General features: G+C 60.5%; 17 protein-coding genes. 7 read left to right on the top strand and 10 right to left on the bottom strand.

From position 1 onward, the window contains the following. Positions 1-594 precede the first annotated feature (594 nt). From ACR0JI_RS16355 to ACR0JI_RS16335, 5 genes are all read left to right on the top strand, one after another. On the top strand, positions 595-3,018 hold the full coding sequence (locus tag ACR0JI_RS16355; RefSeq protein ID WP_480495326.1) for an efflux RND transporter periplasmic adaptor subunit: 2,424 nt from the start codon (positions 595-597) through the stop codon (positions 3,016-3,018). Next, on the top strand, positions 3,015-6,197 hold the full coding sequence (locus tag ACR0JI_RS16350; protein ID WP_480495328.1) for an efflux RND transporter permease subunit: 3,183 nt from the start codon (positions 3,015-3,017) through the stop codon (positions 6,195-6,197). Before ACR0JI_RS16355 ends, ACR0JI_RS16350 begins: the two co-directional genes overlap by 4 nt. A gap of 33 nt (positions 6,198-6,230) precedes the next feature. Then, positions 6,231-6,572: a copper-binding protein gene (locus ACR0JI_RS16345; protein WP_227364362.1), complete on the top strand. Its 342-nt coding sequence runs from the start codon at positions 6,231-6,233 to the stop codon at positions 6,570-6,572. Between the two features lie 101 nt (positions 6,573-6,673). Next, on the top strand, positions 6,674-7,189 hold the full coding sequence (locus tag ACR0JI_RS16340; RefSeq protein WP_013959880.1) for a disulfide bond formation protein B: 516 nt from the start codon (positions 6,674-6,676) through the stop codon (positions 7,187-7,189). Positions 7,190-7,396: 207 nt separating this feature from the next. Further along, on the top strand, positions 7,397-8,038 hold the full coding sequence (locus tag ACR0JI_RS16335) for a L,D-transpeptidase (RefSeq protein ID WP_375231076.1): 642 nt from the start codon (positions 7,397-7,399) through the stop codon (positions 8,036-8,038). Between the two features lie 19 nt (positions 8,039-8,057). Here ACR0JI_RS16335 and ACR0JI_RS16330 read toward each other — a convergent pair whose 3' ends face one another. After that, positions 8,058-8,324: a hypothetical protein gene (locus tag ACR0JI_RS16330; RefSeq protein WP_480495331.1), complete on the bottom strand. Its 267-nt coding sequence runs from the start codon at positions 8,322-8,324 to the stop codon at positions 8,058-8,060. Between the two features lie 183 nt (positions 8,325-8,507). Between ACR0JI_RS16330 and ACR0JI_RS16325 the strand changes: the two genes are divergently transcribed. After that, entirely contained in the window at positions 8,508-10,874 is a 2,367-nt protein-coding gene (locus ACR0JI_RS16325) for a heavy metal translocating P-type ATPase (protein ID WP_480495333.1), read from the top strand. Between the two features lie 62 nt (positions 10,875-10,936). Further along, complete coding sequence (locus ACR0JI_RS16320; protein WP_480495335.1) at positions 10,937-11,449, top strand: L,D-transpeptidase family protein; 513 nt, start codon at positions 10,937-10,939, stop codon at positions 11,447-11,449. Here ACR0JI_RS16320 and lnt read toward each other — a convergent pair. From lnt to ACR0JI_RS16275, 9 genes are read right to left on the bottom strand one after another with little or no spacing between them, the layout of a single operon-like run. Then, a complete protein-coding gene (gene lnt / locus ACR0JI_RS16315; protein ID WP_480495337.1) occupies positions 11,430-13,037 on the bottom strand; it encodes an apolipoprotein N-acyltransferase in 1,608 nt (535 codons plus the stop codon). The two genes, ACR0JI_RS16320 and lnt, sit on opposite strands and share 20 nt — an antisense overlap. Next, a complete protein-coding gene (lspA, locus tag ACR0JI_RS16310; RefSeq protein ID WP_480495339.1) occupies positions 13,004-13,462 on the bottom strand; it encodes a signal peptidase II in 459 nt (152 codons plus the stop codon). Before lspA ends, lnt begins: the two co-directional genes overlap by 34 nt. A gap of 28 nt (positions 13,463-13,490) precedes the next feature. Then, positions 13,491-14,273, bottom strand: a complete 783-nt coding sequence (locus ACR0JI_RS16305) for a ZIP family metal transporter (protein WP_038008344.1) — start codon at positions 14,271-14,273, stop codon at positions 13,491-13,493. Between the two features lie 12 nt (positions 14,274-14,285). Further along, a complete protein-coding gene (locus ACR0JI_RS16300; RefSeq protein WP_480495341.1) occupies positions 14,286-14,741 on the bottom strand; it encodes a DUF411 domain-containing protein in 456 nt (151 codons plus the stop codon). A 3-nt stretch (positions 14,742-14,744) separates the two neighbouring features. Then, on the bottom strand, positions 14,745-16,118 hold the full coding sequence (locus ACR0JI_RS16295; RefSeq protein ID WP_480495343.1) for a peptidoglycan DD-metalloendopeptidase family protein: 1,374 nt from the start codon (positions 16,116-16,118) through the stop codon (positions 14,745-14,747). Then, positions 16,115-16,741: an SCO family protein gene (locus ACR0JI_RS16290; RefSeq protein WP_480495345.1), complete on the bottom strand. Its 627-nt coding sequence runs from the start codon at positions 16,739-16,741 to the stop codon at positions 16,115-16,117. The genes ACR0JI_RS16295 and ACR0JI_RS16290 overlap by 4 nt, the downstream gene beginning before the upstream one ends. Continuing rightward, positions 16,741-17,208 carry a copper chaperone PCu(A)C gene (locus ACR0JI_RS16285; protein ID WP_480495348.1) on the bottom strand — a complete coding sequence of 156 codons (468 nt, stop codon included), beginning with the start codon at positions 17,206-17,208 and terminating at the stop codon, positions 16,741-16,743. Before ACR0JI_RS16285 ends, ACR0JI_RS16290 begins: the two co-directional genes overlap by 1 nt. 23 nt (positions 17,209-17,231) lie before the next feature. Further along, positions 17,232-17,891 (bottom strand): DsbA family protein, encoded by a 660-nt coding sequence (locus ACR0JI_RS16280; RefSeq protein ID WP_480495350.1) that lies wholly within the window; start codon positions 17,889-17,891, stop codon positions 17,232-17,234. Then, positions 17,888-18,310 carry a disulfide bond formation protein B gene (locus ACR0JI_RS16275; protein ID WP_090735045.1) on the bottom strand — a complete coding sequence of 141 codons (423 nt, stop codon included), beginning with the start codon at positions 18,308-18,310 and terminating at the stop codon, positions 17,888-17,890. Before ACR0JI_RS16275 ends, ACR0JI_RS16280 begins: the two co-directional genes overlap by 4 nt. Positions 18,311-18,313: the final 3 nt, after the last annotated feature.

Genomic DNA, 18,313 nt, shown 5'->3' with positions numbered 1-18,313 from the left:
ATCTGACTATGCCACCTTAAGTGTCGTACTGGCACAACTTGGAAAAGGTCAACTTTACAAAATGATACAATCATTCAGCCCCGCTCCAATTGCCGCAACTTCTGAAGAGCGCTATTTCGCGCTTATGGTTCGGAACGCGCTCTTTTTCCTGCGATCGGCATGTCTTGCCTGTGTGTGTCTGACGATCACCGTCGTCGGAACGCACGCAATGCCGTTTGATGGAGAGATCAGCGGCGTGGAGCGTGGCCTGCACATCGCCGCTGTCGCTTCTGTGGGAGAAGTGTCCAACCACATTCACGCGCACCACCCCGCAAACAATGGCGAGCGGCAAACGGACGCTCACGCAGGACACAGCGACGGGTGCCACACCGGTCTTTGCTGTGTCATGGACTACCAGCAACATCTGGATCATCGGTCTGAAGAAACCGCGTGTACGGCGCCAACACGGGCCGCATTCTCCAGGGCTCATGTATCCCGTGAGCCCCTAGTGCCCGATCGCCCGCCCCGACACTCCTGACATTTCGGTGCCCGCATATGCGGGCTGTTTGACCAATCGATCGCTGCATCCAATTCAGCCGTCAGGAGACGATGTTTATGCGTGGAAGATACGCGGCACTTTCAGTTCTTGCCTTGGCAGCCGGCCTTGGCGGTGGGGTTTACATTGAGCGGTTGTACCTGAACCCAGCGGTGCAAGGCGGATCTGAAGGCCCCGAGATTCTCTATTGGGTTGCGCCTATGGATCCGAATTTCCGTCAACCAGGACCCGGAAAGTCGCCCATGGGGATGGATCTTATTCCCGTCTATGCCGGACAGGAGCCATCTGGTGACCCTGCCGAGGTCACACTGAACGCGGCCGAAATCAACGCAATCGGCGTACGCACGGCGGTCGCCCGCATGAGTGAAGTTCGACCCCAGATCGAGACTGTGGGTTTCGTGGGGTATGACGAGCATCTGACCAGTCATGTGCATACGCGAGCTGAGGGTTGGATCGAGAAGCTCGAAGTACGAGCAATCGGCGATCGGGTCAGTCAAGAACAGGTACTCTTTGAGCTTTTCTCCCCGCTCATAGCGACGGCGACGGGGGACCTTGTGCGCGCAGTCGAGGCTGGTGACCCCCGCATTCTGGATGCGGCGCGCAGCAAGCTGATGAGCCACGGCATGTCCGCCCGCCAGATTGCCGAGATTGAGGCGGGCGGCGAATTGGTTCGCAACATCGAGATCGAAGCACCACAGAACGGCGTGGTCATCGCCCTGAATGCGGCCGACGGCATGTATCTGCAACCTGGAACGCTTGCCTTCTCCGTCGCTGACTTGTCGAAGGTTTGGCTCATTGTAGATGTCTTTGAACGTGATATTGCCCGGCTGTCTGACGATATGCGGGCCATCGCTCGGTTCGAACACTTGCCAGGGCGCGTGTTTGAAGGCGACATCGACTACATCTATCCCGAACTCGATCCCCAAACACGAACGCTTCCTGTTCGACTGAGGTTTGACAATTCCGATGGCGTGCTCCGCCCTGGAATGTTCGGAAGTGTCAGTCTCACGCCCAACGAAAGCCGTACAGTCCTGACAGTGCCATCTGAGGCCGTAATACGGACAGGGTCGGCTGAGCGCGTCATCCTGAAAACAGGGGAGGGGACCTTCCGACCGAGATTGGTGACTGCCGGTCTCCGGGACAGTTTCGGAGAAGGCGGGCGGACAGAAATTCTTCAGGGCCTGGGTCCGGGTGAAGAGGTCGTTGCCTCCGCACAGTTCCTGATCGACAGCGAAAGCGCTTTGAGCGCAGGCTTCACGCGCATGGCGCCAACGGATGCTGACCCGGCGCGGGGCAGCGGTGTTCTCGTTGCTCTCGATCCTGAGAAGCGGGTGGCAACCGTGCAGCATGACACCCTGGAAAGCCTGGACTGGCCAGCGATGACATCCGACTTCCCGGTGAGAGCCGATGTTCCCCTGGATCGGCTAAAGGAGGGGGAGGTAGTCGCGTTTCTCGTGGCCCGTGGCGCAGATGGACTCCTGAGCCTCACCGAACTTGCGCCAGATGATGGAATTGCCGGTACCGGCACTGGGATTGCACGCGCGGTGACGTCGGATGGCAAGCTAACGCTGGAGCATGGCCCGATCCCAGAGCTTGGCTGGCCCGCAATGACGATGGATCTGCCGGTGTTGGGGGTTGATCTTGAGGCCGTGCCTCTCGATGCGCCGATCGAATTCGATCTCACGGCAGGTGATGGCGGCCTTTTCTCCGTAGTCGCGGTCCGCGCCGAGGGCACCGATCCCGAAGAGGTGGAAGCGGCTGAAACAAATGCCGCAGCGCCGATCATGGTGTCCGGCACCATCGACGACCTGGATCTGAATTCCGGAACCGCAACGATCACCCACGGACCCATGGCTGAGATCGGAATGCCAGGCATGACCATGGATTTCCCCATCGATCCGGGCTTGGACATGGCATCGCTGAAAACCGGCGTCCAAATGACCCTCACATTTGCACGGCCGGATGGCTTGAACATGATCTTGTCTGATGTCGAGCTTAAGGCAGCTGCGGCACCGCCCATCGTGGTCTCAGGCACGATCGATAGTGTCGATACAGACGCCTCAAAGGCCACGATCACCCATGGACCGATGACCGATATCGGCATGCCTGGCATGACCATGGCCTTTGATATTGATCCGTCACTCGACGCTGCCGCTTTGATGACAGATGTGGAGATGGTGCTCACTTTCGCGCGCCCGGACGGCATGAACATGGTGCTGGCAGCGGCCGAACCTGTGGCACCGCCCATGCAGGTTTCAGGCCAAATCAACTCCATCGATGCTCAATCACGGACGGCGAACATCACCCACGGGCCGATGACCGATATCGGCATGCCCGGAATGACGATGGATTTTCCCTTGGCTGAGGAGCTCGAGATTTCCCAACTCACAGTGGGAACGGACGTCACGCTCATCCTGCGGCGCAACCCGGATTTCTCGATGACATTGATCGATGTTGTCCGTGACGGGAGGGTTACCCAGTGATCCCGGCGATCATCCGCGCATCGCTGGCCAATAGGTTTGTTATTCTGGTCCTTGCCGTCATGATGGGTGTCGCAGGCATCTGGGCCATCCGCGAGACACCGGTCGATGCGATACCGGACCTGTCCGATGTGCAGGTGATCGTCCGCACCCCTTATCCGGGGCAGGCGCCGCAAGTGGTCGAAAACCAGATCACCTATCCGCTCGCCACATCGTTGCTGGCGGTACCTGGCGCACAGGATGTACGCGGCTTTTCCTTCTTTGGTGACAGTTTTGTCTATGTCGTTTTCGAAGATGGCACGGACCTGTATTGGGCAAGATCCCGCGTCCTCGAATATCTTGGGCAGATCACCGGGAGCCTGCCGGACGGAGTGTCCCCTCAGCTTGGCCCGGATGCCACCGGGGTCGGATGGATCTACCAATATGCGTTGATCGACAGAACCGGCACACACGATCTCGCGCAACTGAGAACGCTGCAGGACTGGTTTCTGAAATACGAACTGCAGGCTGTCGACGGTGTGTCTGAAGTCGCAACGATTGGCGGCATGGTCAAACAGTATCAGGTCGTTGTCGATCCGAACAAATTGCGAGCCTACGACATCACCCTGACACAGCTCAGGAACGCGATACAGGCGGCCAATCGAGAGACCGGCGGAAGCGTGATCGAGATGGGCGAAGCAGAATTCATGATCCGCTCGTCCGGATACATCGATGAGCTCTCTGATCTATCCAGCGCCCCCCTAATGATCAACGAGCGTGGAGCTGCTCTGACCCTCGGCGACGTTGCTGACATTCGCCTAGGACCGGAATTGCGCCGCGGCGTCGGAGAGTTTGACGGGCAGGGCGATGCCGTTGGCGGCGTGGTCATCATGCGATGGGGTGGCAATGCCCTTGCGACCATCAAAGCGGTGGAGGCCCGCATCGAAGAGTTGCGGCCGAACCTGCCGGATGGTGTCGAGATTATCACGACCTATGACCGGTCCGGCGTGATCGAACGCGCAATCGATAATCTCAAGAAGAAGCTGACGCAGGAATTCATTGTCGTCGTCCTCGTCTGTGCGGCCTTTCTGATGCATCTGCGCTCATCACTGGTGATCCTGCTGTCGTTGCCCCTCGGTATCTTCGCTGCCTTCATTCTGATGAAAGCGCAGGGCGTGAATGCGAACATCATGTCGCTTGGTGGCATCGCGATTGCCATTGGAGCCATGGTCGATGCGTCGATCGTGATGATCGAGGCGATGCACAGGCGGCTGGAGAAGGAAAAGCTGACCGCAGAAAACAGGTGGAGGATCGTGCAGGAATGCGCCTCTGAGGTCGGTCCGGCCCTCTTTTACTCCTTGGCAATCATCACGGTCAGCTTTCTGCCTGTCTTTGTGCTGGAAAATCAGGAGGGCAGGCTTTTTGCCCCGCTGGCCTATACAAAGACCTACGCGATGGCCGCCGCCGCGATCCTATCGATCACACTGGTTCCGGTCTTGATGGGTTACTTTGTCCGGGGCCGGATTTTGCCCGAGCGCAAAAACCCACTGAACCGATTGGTGGTCTTCCTGTATCGTCCTTTTCTGGACGCAGCCATCGCCTGGCCGTGGGCGACAACCTTGCTTGCCGGTGCCCTCGTGGCTTCAATGTGGTATCCGTACCAACGGCTCGGGTCCGAGTTCATGCCCGAGCTGAATGAGGGCGACTTCCTTTATATGCCAAGCTTCTACCCAGGCGTGTCGATCGGTAAGGCGCGCGAGGTCCTGCAGCAGACCAATCGCCTGATCGCTAAAATCCCAGAGGTTGAAACTGTGCACGGCAAAGTGGGGCGCGCAGAGACAGCGACCGATCCTGCACCACTCACAATGGTAGAAACCACGATCCAACTCAAACCAGAAGCTGAGTGGCGCCCTGGCATGACCATGGAAAAAATTCGCGACGAGCTTGATCGGACAGTGCAGATCCCGGGCGTGACCAATGTCTGGATCCAGCCGATCAAGAACCGGATCGACATGCTTGCCACCGGGATACGAACGCCGGTTGGTGTCAAGATCTCGGGTGCTGATCTGAACGTGATCACAGACATCGGGATCGAAGTGGAACGAGCCGTGTCGGATATCGAGGGCACTGCCTCCGCCTATGCGGAGCGCCCGGTAGGCGGGCGCTTCATAGAAATCGACGTCAAGCGCGACGCCGCAGCGCGATACATGATGAGCGTGCGGGATGTTCAGGATGTGGTGCAAACCGCCATCGGTGGGATGCAGGTATCGGAATCCGTTGAAGGGCTGGAGCGCTTTCCGATTAACCTGCGCTATCCGCAGGCGTGGCGCGACAGCCCCGAACGCCTCGAAAACTTGCCCGTTGTCACCCCATCGGGGGCTCATGTGCCGCTGACCGCCTTGGCCGATGTCCGAATTGTAGATGGTCCGGGCATGATCCGATCAGAGAACGCTCGGCGCACGGGGTTCGTGTTTATCGATATCGCAGGACGAGACCTCGGCGGATATGTCGCCGAGGCGCAGAGGGTCGTGGCCGATCAGGTGCGCCTGCCGCCCGGATATTCTCTGACATGGTCCGGGCAGTATGAGTACATCGAGCGGATGCAGGACCGGCTGGCGATCGTCGCCCCCGCCACGCTTATGATCATCACGCTGATGTTGTTCATGGCGTTCAATAGGGTGATCGAAGTTGGCATCATTCTCGCCGCGCTTCCTGTCGCGTTGGCAGGCGGTGTCTGGTTTCTGTGGTATCTCAGCTTCGACATTTCGATCGCCGTCCTCGTCGGCTTCATTGCCCTGGCCGGCGTGGCCGTCGAAACAGCCATCGTCATGCTGCTTTATCTCAATCTCGCCTGGGAAAAGCGACGCAAACTCGGTCAATCCGAAGGCCGCAAGCTGACACAAGACGATATCGAGGAGGCCGTCTTTGAGGGAGCTGTTCTTCGGGTGAGACCCAAAGTCATGACCGTGGCCACCATCTTCGCGGCGCTGATACCGATCATGTATGGCACCGGCACTGGCTCGGAGATCATGCAACGCATCGCTGCACCGATGATCGGCGGTATGGTGACAGCGACCCTGCTGACGCTTTTTGTCATTCCTGCCATATTCGTGATTTGGAAACGGCTCGCACTGAAACGCGTAAACCGCGAAATCACGTCCCCAATTCGGCAGCCCGTCGATGCAGCACTGCCTGCCGAATAATCGAACGCACAAACCTCAAGAATGGAGCTTCTCATGAAGATACTGACTGCAAGTCTCGCACTTCTGACCCTGTCCGCGACAGGGGCTATCGCACAAATGAACCACAATATGGATCATTCGAACATGCCGATGTCCGCCGAACAAATGGAGGGCGCAGTTCACGCGAAGGCCGTGATCAATTCCATCGGCGACGGCACCGCAAATGTGAGCCATGACCCGATTCCCGAGATCGGCTGGCCTGCAATGACGATGGATATGACGGTTCTGGAAAACGCGCAGATGATGGGAGAGGTGACCGATGGTGACGAGGTGACCCTGATGCTCGTCAAGGGCGAGGATGGCATGTACGCAATCGGGGCCATAATGCCGAACTGATCACGAATGCGCAGTTGCCGAGAAATCGGCAACTGCGGCGCGTGCTTGGAGAGGTACACCGAATTCGACCGCCGAGCTGCGTGTAGGCGAAAGGAAAGTGAATGCCGCTGTCTTCGAAACAACTTGGTTTGATCGCTGCCGGCGGATCGGCCGTTCTTTTGCTGGCTGCCTTCTTGTTTCAGGCAGCGGGCTACGCACCATGCGCGATGTGCATTTGGCAGCGATACCCTCACGCGATCGCCATCGCTATTGGCGCGCTCCTCATGGTTGGTTTGCCCATCTTACTGCTACTGATGGCAGGCGCTGTCGCTGCGTCCGTGACAGCAGGCATCGGGATGTTTCATACCGGCGTCGAACGAGGTTGGTGGGAAGGTCCGACATCTTGCACAGGCTCTGGTCTTGATATGTCAAACTTGTCAGCTGCGGACCTTCTGCCCTCTGCATCATCCACAGCATCGGCCTTGGTCATGTGCGACGAAGTCGCCTGGGAGTTCCTCAGCCTGTCTATGGCGAGTTGGAACGCCGTGCTTAGTCTTATGCTTGCAGTGGTTTGGGCCTACGCCGCTTACAAGCATTCATTCACGCAACCCAAAATCGCGCAACAGGAACCGTTGTGACGCGTTACTCGCATTCAGGGAATTCGGTGGGATATGACATGTGAATGGCCAAATTCGGCTGTTTCATCAGCCCCATTACTCAAGAAAACTTGACCAGAAAACTGAGATGGACACTTGAACCTATAGTTGCTTAAGGTTGTATCACCACGATAAAACCCGATGACAAACGCCACAAGACTGTTGGAATTAGAAGCCGGAGTACGATTAATGCTGACACGACGTCATTTCATTTCAACGAGCGCTGCATTGTTCTCGGCACCGTTGGCAAGCCCCGTGTTGGCAAAAAGCTGGCCGACAAATAGCGAGAAGGCCGCCTGGGATGCGCAAGTCACTCCAGTAGGGTACGATCCGGCGACGTCAAACCCATGGGGGCTGCAGTCTCGGTTTCTCCCGCAGCGGGTGGCTGCGAACGATGGGCTGATACCCGGGGACATCCACGTCGATGCGGTTGCGCGCTATCTCTATCACATCGAGGATGGCGGCACAGCGATGCGCTATGGTGTGGCGATTGCGAGGGGTAACCTTTACGAGCCGGGGACCTACACAATAAGGCGCAAGGTTGAATGGCCGCATTGGACGCCAACGGCCTCCATGATCGAGCGGAACCCCGAATACGCTCAATGGGCAGATGGGCAGGAACCTGGGCCGAGCAATCCGCTTGGATCCCGTGCGCTTTACCTCTTTGTTGGCAATCGAGACACCTATCTGAGAATACATGGATCGCCTCAGGCGCGATCTATCGGTGGTCGGGCCAGTTCAGGCTGCGTCCGTATGGTGATGGCGCATATAAACGATCTCTATCCGAATGTTCAGATCGGCTCGACGGCATACCTTTACGCTGCCGAATGACCTCTTCCGCAAGGAACAGTCAGGCTTCTTTGGCCAGGCAGATCGGGTTACCATTCGCTGTGCGCAAAGGTAATAGTGTGGTTTCGACTGGCCCGTTGTGTTCGTACCAGTAGCAACCGTCTTCTGGGCGAAGGCGGGCTGTAGCCAGATTCTGACCGGGCCCGGCCAATTCCACAACGGCCTCCGGAGCGTTGCCAATATTGGATGACCCGTTTGGAGGCGTCGTGGCTGAACACGCGCTCAACAAAATAGCGCCTACCAATAGTGTTCCAGTTCCTGTTCGCATGACAACCCCCTGCCAGTTCACGCAATTTGCACTTCTACAGATACCAATCGCATTCTCTGCGCGACGTTGCAACGACCTCAGATGCACCGTTTGGAAATCTACAACAATATTGGAGTTAGGCCTTGAACCTAAAGCCACTGGAGACATTAGAGTCGCTTCAACATATGATTCTGGAGAGATCAAATGGCGGCAAATTCCGAGACCGAGCAACACGACGTCTCTCACGCACATGACCATTCAACGCATGGGTCTGGTGAGGCATCCTGCTGCGGTGGCGGCACGGGACCTGCGGGCGCAATCCCTTCGACGCCGCCCGAGCATGGCCGAAGCTTTCAGGTGAGCGGCCTCGACTGCGTCGAAGAAGTCTCCATCCTTTCCAAAGTCGTCGGCCCGAAACTCGGCGGGGCACAGCATTTGGCTTTTGATGTGATCAACGGGCGGATGACCGTGCTGGAAAGCGCCGAACAAATTTCGGACGGCCAGATCGTCGACTTGGTTGCCAGCACAGGGATGAAGGCCCGTCCGTGGGACGCGGACAATGCCAGCGCCGATCAGGCGGCGCATCTTGCCAAACAGAAATGGTTCACGCTTCTGAGTGGCGGTTTTTGGGCCGCGGGATTCCTTTGGCACATCATCGAGACGGGCATGGGTGGGGCGTTCGGCCTTTTCGCGGGGCACGGCGAAGCGCCGATGCCGCTGGTCGAGGCAGGGCTGTTCGCGGTTGCGATCCTGTTCGGTGTCTGGCTCGTGGCACCCAAGGCATGGTCGTCCGCTCGGCGGCTGTCGCCGGACATGAACCTGCTCATGGTTGTCGCCGTGGCCGGTGCCATCGGGCTTGGTGAATTCTTCGAGGCGGCGACGGTCGCGTTCTTCTTCTCGCTCTCGCTCTACCTCGAAAGCTGGAGCGTCGGGCGTGCGAGGAATGCGGTCTCGGCGCTCTTGGATCTTGCACCACCGACGGCGCGCATGATCCGCGAAGACGGAAGCGAGGCCGACGTTCCGGCGGCTCAAGTCGCCGTAGGCTCAAGCTTCATAGTACGCGGTGGCGACCGTATCCCGCTCGATGGTGAGGTGACGGACGGCGCGGGCGCGGTCGATCAGGCGCCAATCACCGGAGAGAGTGCGCTGGTCCCAAAGGAACGAGGCGACGAAGTCTATGCCGGCACGATCAACGGCGAAGGCACATTGACGGTGCGCGCCACGAAGGCCGCCTCGGATACCGTGTTGGCCAAGATCATCCGCATGGTCGGTGATGCCCATGCCCGCCGCGCGCCGGTGGAGCAGTGGGTGGCGAAGTTCGCCCGAATCTACACGCCTATCGTCATGGCTCTCGCCATTGCAATTGCCCTGCTGCCGCCGCTCATTTTCGGTGGGGCCTGGGATTATTGGTTCTACAATGCACTCGTGCTGCTGGTGATCGCCTGCCCGTGTGCTCTGGTCATCTCGACACCGGTCTCCATCGTCGCCGCACTCACCGCCTCAGCGCGGGCCGGAGTGCTGATCAAGGGCGGTGCATATGTTGAGGCACCGGGCAAGACCACTGCACTGGCCATGGACAAGACCGGCACGATCACCATGGGCGAGCCCGAGGTGGCGGCGGTGCATCCGCTGGGTAGAGCATCGGCGCAGGATCTGATGACCCTCGCCGCGGGGCTCGAGGCACGTTCCTCGCATCCCTTGGCGCGCGCCATTCTCGCGCGGGCAGAAGCCGACGGCATCAAGGTGTCCGCCGCGGAAGATACCCGAACCGTTCCCGGCAGGGGACTTGAAGGACGCACAGACGGCCGGTCGATCTGGTTGGGGTCGGATCGGTTTGCCGAGGAGAAGGGTTTCGGCGACGCCATTCCGAAGGATTTGCGCGACCGCATCGAAGGGGCTGGCAGCACCCTTGTTGCCGTGGGCGACGACACCGGCGTGACCGGCATCCTGGAATTGCGCGACCGTATCCGCCCCGACGCCAAGGGCATCGTGGCACAGCTCCACGCGCAAGGCGTGAAGACCATCGTCATGCTGACGGGCGATAACGAGCGGACGGCGCGCGCCGTTGCAGCCGAGGTCGGCATCGACGAGGTCCGCGCCGAGCTTCTGCCCGAAGACAAAGTGACAGCCATCGAAGAACTGGTCGAAACGCATGACATGGTGGCCATGATCGGCGACGGGGTGAACGACGCCCCCGCCATGGCGCGGGCGCATTACGCCATCGCGATGGGTGCTGTTGGTTCGGACGCGGCAATCGAGACTGCGGATATTGCCCTGATGACCGACGACCTCGGCAAGGTGCCTTGGCTGATCGGTCATTCGCGCCGGACAATGTCGATTATCCATCAGAACATCGGTATTTCCTTGGCGACCAAGGGCGTTTTCGTTGTCGCTACCGCGTTTGGAGTGGCATCGATGTGGGGCGCTATTGCAGCCGACGTAGGAGTGTCATTGCTGGTGGTGGCCAACGCCCTGCGCCTGCTGAACAGCCAAGAGGCCAAGGCGCCTCCGTCCGGCGGTGAACAGGTTGGTCCACAGATGACAAAGGCCGCGCTTGCCCATGCACATTGATCACGCAGCATTTGCAAGGTACCGTAAAATCCATATCAGACCTCACCAAAGAGGCATGAGCAGTGAAAACCATCCGATTTCCCCGCCGCGCCGTCCTGTTGGGCGGGTTCGCAGCGTTTTTGTCCGGCTGTGCCAGCAAGTTCCGCAGCTATGGCGGACCCGAGGTGACCCGTGTTCGGCTTTACAAGGGGCAGCGCTTGCTTGTTCTCGACGGAGTCGACCGGGTATTGCAAACCTATCCGGTCGGGCTGGGTTTCGCGCCCGAAGGTCACAAGCAATTCGAGGGAGACGGTCGGACCCCGGAGGGCGACTACGTAGTCGATAAGCGCAACCCTGAAAGCACTTATCATCTTTCAGTTGGCATCTCTTATCCGAATGAGGCCGACATCGCCTTTGCCAAGGCGCAGGGCCGATCCCCCGGTGGCGACATCTTCATCCATGGTGGTCCACGCCCCGGCATCGACCCGACGGACGTCCGCGACTGGACAGCTGGCTGCATCGCGGTCACAGATCGGCAGATCGAGGACATCTATGCAATGGTGAAGGACGGAACACCTATCCACATCTTTGCATGACGGTCTTTCTTATGCGGCGGTAGCGAGCCGTCACATTGGCCGCCATTGCCCAGCTCCACGAAGCCAAGATGAGCGCTAACAGCATCCAGTCCCCGAAGCTCGCGTAGAGGGTCGGCGGCCGCGCGGAGGGCAGGCTAGCGTCGATGATGCCCGTTTCGCCGGTATCGAGCCGCGCAACGATCTCACCGCTCGCGTCGATGACCGCGGAGATGCCCGTATTCGCAGCTCGAATTACAGGAAGGCCTTCCTCTACGGCGCGCATACGTGCGGAAGCCAGATGCTGCTCAGGTCCGATGCTGGTGCCAAACCAGGCGTCGTTGGTGGCGTTGAAGATCCAGTCTGGCCTGAAAAGGTCGTTGACCACATGGCTTGGGAAGATGATCTCATAGCAGATCGCCACGGCGACCAGCGGCACACCCGGAAGCGCAAGCGTTCGCGGGCCCGGTCCGGGCGTAAAATCGCCCAGACCCGCCGTGAGCCGCTCGATGGGCAACCAGCCACGGAATGGCACATATTCGCCGAAGGGTACGAGATGGTGTTTCGCGTATCCGGTCAGGATTCTGCCGGTCGCGCCAAAAGCCTGGACCGTGTTGAAATATCGGGTGCCATCGTCGCTCGGTACACGGTCCGGCACACCGGTGAGGAGCACCCTGCCCTCTGTGAGCGCAGCGGCAATGCGATCCCGTGCCTCCGTATCCTCATCGAGGAAACCCGGAAAGGCGGTTTCCGGCCAAAGAAGAACGTCGAAATCGCCGGGCTGGGTTGAAAGCTCAAGATAGCGCGCGAAGCTCGCCTCGCGGTTCTCGGGCGCCCATTTCTCCTCTTGTGGAATGTTGCCCTGGACGATGCGCAGGTCGACACCGGGTGGCTGTTGTGGATCTGACTGGAGGCGAAGCGTGCCGACGGCCCACATAGCCGCGATGCCGGCCAGCGCCATGAGCGAAACGGTCAATCGTTGCCGCACGGACGCCATGACAGCCGCGCCGGGAAGTGCCGCGACGAACACGGTGAGAAAGCTTAGCCCATAGCTTCCGACCCAGGCGGCGGGTTGGCGAGGAGCGGCGTAATCGACCAGAGCGTAGCTGGCGAGGTTCCACGGAAAACCTGTCAGAACGTGACCTCGCAACCACTCGGCAGCGGTCCAGGAGGTCGCGAACAGGAGGCAGGCCAAGAGACTGCCCATGGCTCCACGCCGCGCGATTTCGGCGAAAAGCGCGGCGGCAATGGCCGGGAAAATCGCGAGACCTGCGGACAATCCCGCGACGGCCGGGATCGCCATCGCCCCGAACCGCTCGGCCTCGACGTAGAAACTCTCTGCAATCCACGAAATCCCGAAACCGAACTGGCCGAGACCAAACGCCCAGCCGACGAGGAAAGCGCGCCCGAAGGAGAGATCGCGAAGCCCGACAAACAACGCGGAATAGGCAACGGGAACGAGCAGGAGAATCGAAAGAGGCGGGAAAGTCAGAACCGTCAGCGCCCCGGCGGCGAAACCAAGCGTCATCCGCGAAAGCAAACGGTGGCGCAGTGCTATGCGGTTCAGAATTTCCGTCTTCACGACTTGATCGGACGCCGCGCGCTGATCCATGGCGCGGCGAGCAAGAGCCCTACGCCACTGACGACAAATACATCGGCCATGTTAAAGGCAGGCCAATGTGTTGTGCCAATGTAGAAATCGAGAAAGTCTGTTACAGCCCGATAGCGCACACGATCGATGACATTGCCCAGCGCTCCGCCAATGATCGCGCCGTAGGCAAGTATTTCGGCCGCATTTTCGACGCGAAACAGCATGACAGCAAGCCAAACACAGATGGCAAGAGCGAGAGCGGTGAGGCTCCACCACGGCGCGCCGCCCAGCATCCCGAAAGTCACGCCGTCATTACGAGAAAAGACGAGGTTGAATCCCGGAAACACGGAAATTCCGGCGCTAAAAGTGGCGGCATTCGCAACGACAATGGCTTTGGTGATCTGATCGATCGCGAACGCAGCAAGTGCTGCGAAGACGCCGATCATCGGAGATACCTTGTTTAGTGACATTGCCTCATCCCAACCAGACATCAAGGAACAGCATCAGAACGAGCCCGACTGCGAGACCGAGCGTCGCCCTGTTCTGATGGCCGCTGCGATGGGTTTCGGGGATGATTTCGTGGCTGATGACGTAGAGCATTGCGCCCGCGGCAAAGGCCAGACCCCATGGAAGCAGCGGTTCCGACAGTGTGATGATGCCGGCCCCGAGCAAACCGCCAATCGGCTCGACCATGCCCGTCAGCGCCGCAATGCCCCAGGCGCGCAGCTTCGGATATCCCTCGCCCAGCAGAGATACAGCGACGGCCAATCCTTCGGGCGCATTCTGAAGCCCGATGCCGATGGCGAGCGGTAGGCCGCCTTCCATACCTCCGGATCCGAAGCCGACCCCGACCGCGAGACCTTCGGGGAAGTTGTGGATCGTGATCGCGATGATGAACAGCCAGACCCGCCGCAAAGACGCCGCTTCGGGCCCTTCGCGTCCCGTCTTGAAGTGCTCGTGCGGCAGCTTTTCGTTCATCAGGGCGACAGCCCCCATGCCCAGAAGAATCGAAACGCATACGATGGCCGCAGGCATCGCGCCGTTTTCGAACATCGGCTCCGCCGCATCCAATGCCGGGATGATCAGCGAAAAGAAAGAAGCGGCGAGCATCACACCGGCAGCGAAGCCGAGCGACAGATCGCGCGTGGCCCGGGACGGGATGCGCCCGAACAGCACGGGAACTGCTCCGACTGCTGTGAGCGATCCGGCGGCAAGACTTCCGAGAAAGCCGAGCATTATCGGAGACAGATTTTCCATGGGCGGGCCAGATTATCCTTCGGCGTAGCTCGAAAAGACTTCCGTCGACCCGTCCTTGCGGATGAGGAAGACATCATAGGCCTCGCGGTCGTCTTCTGGCCCCATGCCGGGCGAGCCATAGGGCATCCCCGGAACGGCGAGGCCGACGGCGTCCGGGCGCTCCTCGAGAAGGCGGCGGATGTCAGCGGCCGGGACATGGCCCTCGATCACGTAGACATCAATGAGCGCGGTGTGGCAGGAGACCATGCGCTGCGGCACGCCGTTGTCGAGCTTGAAGCGAACCAGCGATCCACCGAACATGTCCTGGCCGGTCGGCGCAAAACCGTTTTCTTCGAGATGGTTCATCCACGAGAGGCAGCAGCCGCATCCGTTCGTCTTGCGGACGTCGATCGCCGTTGCCTCTGCGAGGGCCTGTGCCGCCGGGAAAAGGGCGAGCGTGGTGGCCAGAGCTTGGGTCATGCGTTTCATGGATCAGAGCCTTTCGGTTATCGTTTCGGCAATCTCGCTGCCGAGGTTTTCATTCAGAAGCGCCCGTGCCTCGGCCAGACGCGAGAGCGCGGCGGTATCATCCGCATCGCTCTCGGCTGCTTCGGCGAGCCGGTCGTCAGAGAGGGGGTCAGTCGGGCGCCCATCCACGAGGACTTCGTAGTGCAGGTTCGGACCTGTCGCCGTGCCAGTCGCGCCGACGCGGCCGATCACGTCTCCCGCCGCAACGCGTTGGCCTTGTGCCAGGTCTTCCGGCACGGCGCTCAGATGCGCGTAGCGCGTCATGGTGTCGGACCCGTGCGAGATTTCAACCACGCGACCATAGCCGCCGCGCCAGCCGATGAAATTGACCCGCCCCGGTGCCGTCGCTTGAACCGGTGTCCCACGTGCCGCTGCGAAATCGACGCCGGTGTGCATCCGGACGTTGCCAAAGACCGGATGCGTGCGGCGTCCGAACACCGAGCTGAGGCGCGCGCCCTCGACCGGCTGTGCAAAGACGCGCAGCACGTCACCATCGACGTAGATCGTCGCCTGCCCGCTGCCGTCGTCCGGCCATACGATCTCGTAAAGCGAACCGCCGATCTCCAGTGCGGCGAAGGCGAGTTCGGGTTGTCCGATCCTGTCCTCGCCCACACGCGCCTCGCGCCAGAGAAGCCTCAGTGTCTCGCCGCCGGCCAACTCGCGGCGAAAATCTACGGTCCCACCGAGCATCTGCGCCAGGTCCACGGAAAAACGGGCGGGTATGCCGGCTTCGTCGAGTGCCGCGAAGATCGAGCTGTCGATCACCGCTTCGCCGGCAAGGGTTACGATCTCCGGATCCGGAGCCACGACCTTTGTGGACAACTGCTCGCCGAAAACCACCTCGATCCGAACCCCGTCCTCGACGGCGAGTGAGACGGTGCGTGGGCTGCCGTCCATGGTCGAAGCAACAGTGACCGAGTGCCCCGGCCGCAGCCGTCGCAGATCGTATTCGGCACCGAGCGCGAGGGCAACTTCCGCTCTGTCAGGTGCCGCAAGACCGGCTTCGGACAGCAAGAAATCGAGCGTCTCGCCGGGTGCAATGTCGCGCGACCATGTCGACAGGGGTGGCTCGATCGCCTGCACGGGCCTGTCGGCAAACGCGACCTGCAGAAGGGGCAGGGGGCCGAGGTCGGGTGCATCTTCTGCCCATGCCGTCGCGGGCAGCGTCACGAGGATATCAACGTTTTGGGGAGCTTCAGGACCTTGGGGCATCCATTTACCTGCCGAGGCAAGTTCCGGCGGCACGGGTTCTTTCGACATGAAATCAGAGAGGGCGATAGCCGCTCCCGAAACCATCCCCGCAATTGCGACACAAGCCGCCATAGTTCTGAGCCTCATGTCGCCCCCTCCGTTTCTTCTTCCAGCGCACGGCGAATTTTCGGCACCGCGAATTCTCTGGGTTCGTGATAGTCGATCATGGTGACGAACCGCCCAGAGGCTGCGAACAGGAAGACGCTCGCGCTGTGGTTCATCGTGTAATCGCCGCTCTCCGTCGGCACCCTTTCGTAGGTGGCGTGGAAGCCGTCCGCGACGCGCGCTATCTGCTCCTCCGGCCCCGTCCAGCCGCGAATCGCCGGATGGAAGTAGCCGACATATTCGGCCATCGCCGCGACGGTATCGCGCTCGGGATCGACCGTGATGAAAACCACGTTCATCTCGTCGGCCTCGTCTCCCAGATCGTCGAGCCATCCCGAAATGTCCGAGAGCGTGGTCGGGCAGACATCGGGACAGTAGGTGAAGCCGAAGAACGCCATCGTCGGTCGCCCGATCAGGGTTTCCGGCCCGACCGCGTTGCCCTCATGATCCGTCAGACGAAAATCCATCGCGGTCAGAGCCACAGGCCGCTGCCCGATAGGCCCAGGTCCACCGGGTCCATCGACCTGCCACCAACCGGCAAAGAGCATCAGGGCGACCGCCCCGACACCAGCCGCACCGTACCCCAGGATCGCCGGTCGCCGCATCAGTCCTCTGGCCCCCGCGCGGCGATGCCGAGGATCGGCACCTCGACCGTCACTTCGCCTCCGTCGTCGAAAAGCAGGGTCAGCGGAAAGGTGTCCCCTTCCGTCATCGGTTCTTGTAGCCGCATCAGCATTGCGTGCAGGCCCCCCGGTTCGAGCGCGACGCTCTCGCCCGGGGCGATCGCGATCTCCCCCGCCGGGCTCATGGAACTCACACCTTCGGCATTTGTCTTCGTCTCGTGAATTTCGGGCATCATCGCGAGAGGTGTTGTAAGGCCGATCAGCGTCACTGGCTCGTCGCCAGTGTTGCGGATCGTCATGTAAGCGGCCCCGGGACGGTTCATCCCGATAGAGGCGCGGGACCACGCGTTCACGACGACAACATCCTCGGGTCCGGCCAGCGCGGGCGCTGAGAACCCTCCAAGGGTCAAAAGCGCCGCCAGTGTGCTGGTCAAAATATACTTTTTCATCGTTCTGATCCTGCCCTTTCCATTCAGCTTTGCGCGGCAGCGACTTCGGCAGCCACCAATCGCCGCAGTTCTGCCTCTCCGAACGGATCGAGCGGCTTGCCGTTCACGAAGAATGTGGGCGTCTGGCGAATTCCCACGGTCTCGACGTCAGCACGATCCTGGTTCAGAATTGCTACGACATCCGGTGCCAGCATTTGCGTGCGCGCGGCCTCGGCATCGAGTCCGGCCGTGGCGGCGATCTGAAGGATCAGGCCAGGCTCCGGGGCACCGTGCGACGCCCATCTCGGCTGTTCCCGCAAAACGGCCTCGAGCACCGGCACGTAAACGTCCTGCATGCGCGCCGCCTCGAGCACGCGGATCGCTTCCTCGGATGCCGCGCCGTGGAAGGGCGTGTAGCGGATCACGACGCGGACAGCATCCCCATGCTCGGCCATGATGTCCTTCACGATGGGATGAAAGGCGCGACAGGCCTCGCAGGCCGGATCGAAGAATTCGACGATCGTGACGGGCGCTTCCGCAGGCCCGAGGATGGGCGAGTAGGGGCGGATCATCGCGTCCGCTAGTTCCGGCGCAACAGGCTCCGCTTCGGCCACCGGGCCGGGGCGGGTTGCAAACCAGGTGGCTCCGCCGAAACCGGCGACGCCGAGGGCGAGAACGGACAGGATCAGGCCGCGTCGGTTCATGTTCGTGTGTCCTTCAATGAAAGGGCCGACAGCGCCCCGATCAGCGCGAAGGCGGCGAGCGCCATCAGCGGGATCGGGATGCCGAAGACCAGTTGGTTGTCATCGGTGCAAGAGGGGCCGGTGGCCGTGCAGGGTTGGATGCGTTCGGGAACAAGACCGACGTACAGCCCCATGTGCCAGAGGGCGATTGCGCCGCCGCCAAGCGCCAATGCGATGCCGTAGCGCCCCACGCGGCCGTCCCGCCACCAAAGGCCGAGCCCGAGGACAATGGCCAAGGGAAACATGAAGGCGCGCTGGAACCAGCACAGCACACAGGGCGTCTGCCCCAGCACCTCGCCGATGAAAAGCACGGCAAGCGAGGCGACAAGCGCGATGATCCACGCCAGCCCGAGGGCTGTTTCTCCGGATATGCGGTTCATGTC

This window comes from Ruegeria sp. N10, assembly GCF_056531545.1.
The sequence above is the reverse complement of the archived record's forward strand: the minus strand, read 5'-3'. Positions and strand labels throughout refer to the sequence as shown.

Excerpts from the sequence above, each read along its gene's own strand:
- ACR0JI_RS16345 (WP_227364362.1), top strand. The coding sequence starts at position 6,231 with ATGAAGATACTGACTGCAAGTCTCGCACTTCTGACCCTGTCCGCGACA.
- ACR0JI_RS16340 (WP_013959880.1), top strand. The coding sequence starts at position 6,674 with ATGCCGCTGTCTTCGAAACAACTTGGTTTGATCGCTGCCGGCGGATCG.
- ACR0JI_RS16280 (WP_480495350.1), bottom strand. The coding sequence starts at position 17,891 with ATGAACCGACGCGGCCTGATCCTGTCCGTTCTCGCCCTCGGCGTCGCC.
- ACR0JI_RS16275 (WP_090735045.1), bottom strand. The coding sequence starts at position 18,310 with ATGAACCGCATATCCGGAGAAACAGCCCTCGGGCTGGCGTGGATCATC.
- ACR0JI_RS16290 (WP_480495345.1), bottom strand. The coding sequence starts at position 16,741 with ATGCGGCGACCGGCGATCCTGGGGTACGGTGCGGCTGGTGTCGGGGCG.
- lspA (WP_480495339.1), bottom strand. The coding sequence starts at position 13,462 with ATGATCGGCGTCTTCGCAGCACTTGCTGCGTTCGCGATCGATCAGATC.
- ACR0JI_RS16355 (WP_480495326.1), top strand. The coding sequence starts at position 595 with ATGCGTGGAAGATACGCGGCACTTTCAGTTCTTGCCTTGGCAGCCGGC.
- ACR0JI_RS16305 (WP_038008344.1), bottom strand. The coding sequence starts at position 14,273 with ATGGAAAATCTGTCTCCGATAATGCTCGGCTTTCTCGGAAGTCTTGCC.
- lnt (WP_480495337.1), bottom strand. The coding sequence starts at position 13,037 with ATGGATCAGCGCGCGGCGTCCGATCAAGTCGTGAAGACGGAAATTCTG.
- ACR0JI_RS16335 (WP_375231076.1), top strand. The coding sequence starts at position 7,397 with ATGCTGACACGACGTCATTTCATTTCAACGAGCGCTGCATTGTTCTCG.
- ACR0JI_RS16285 (WP_480495348.1), bottom strand. The coding sequence starts at position 17,208 with ATGAAAAAGTATATTTTGACCAGCACACTGGCGGCGCTTTTGACCCTT.
- ACR0JI_RS16325 (WP_480495333.1), top strand. The coding sequence starts at position 8,508 with ATGGCGGCAAATTCCGAGACCGAGCAACACGACGTCTCTCACGCACAT.
- ACR0JI_RS16300 (WP_480495341.1), bottom strand. The coding sequence starts at position 14,741 with ATGAAACGCATGACCCAAGCTCTGGCCACCACGCTCGCCCTTTTCCCG.
- ACR0JI_RS16330 (WP_480495331.1), bottom strand. The coding sequence starts at position 8,324 with ATGCGAACAGGAACTGGAACACTATTGGTAGGCGCTATTTTGTTGAGC.
- ACR0JI_RS16295 (WP_480495343.1), bottom strand. The coding sequence starts at position 16,118 with ATGAGGCTCAGAACTATGGCGGCTTGTGTCGCAATTGCGGGGATGGTT.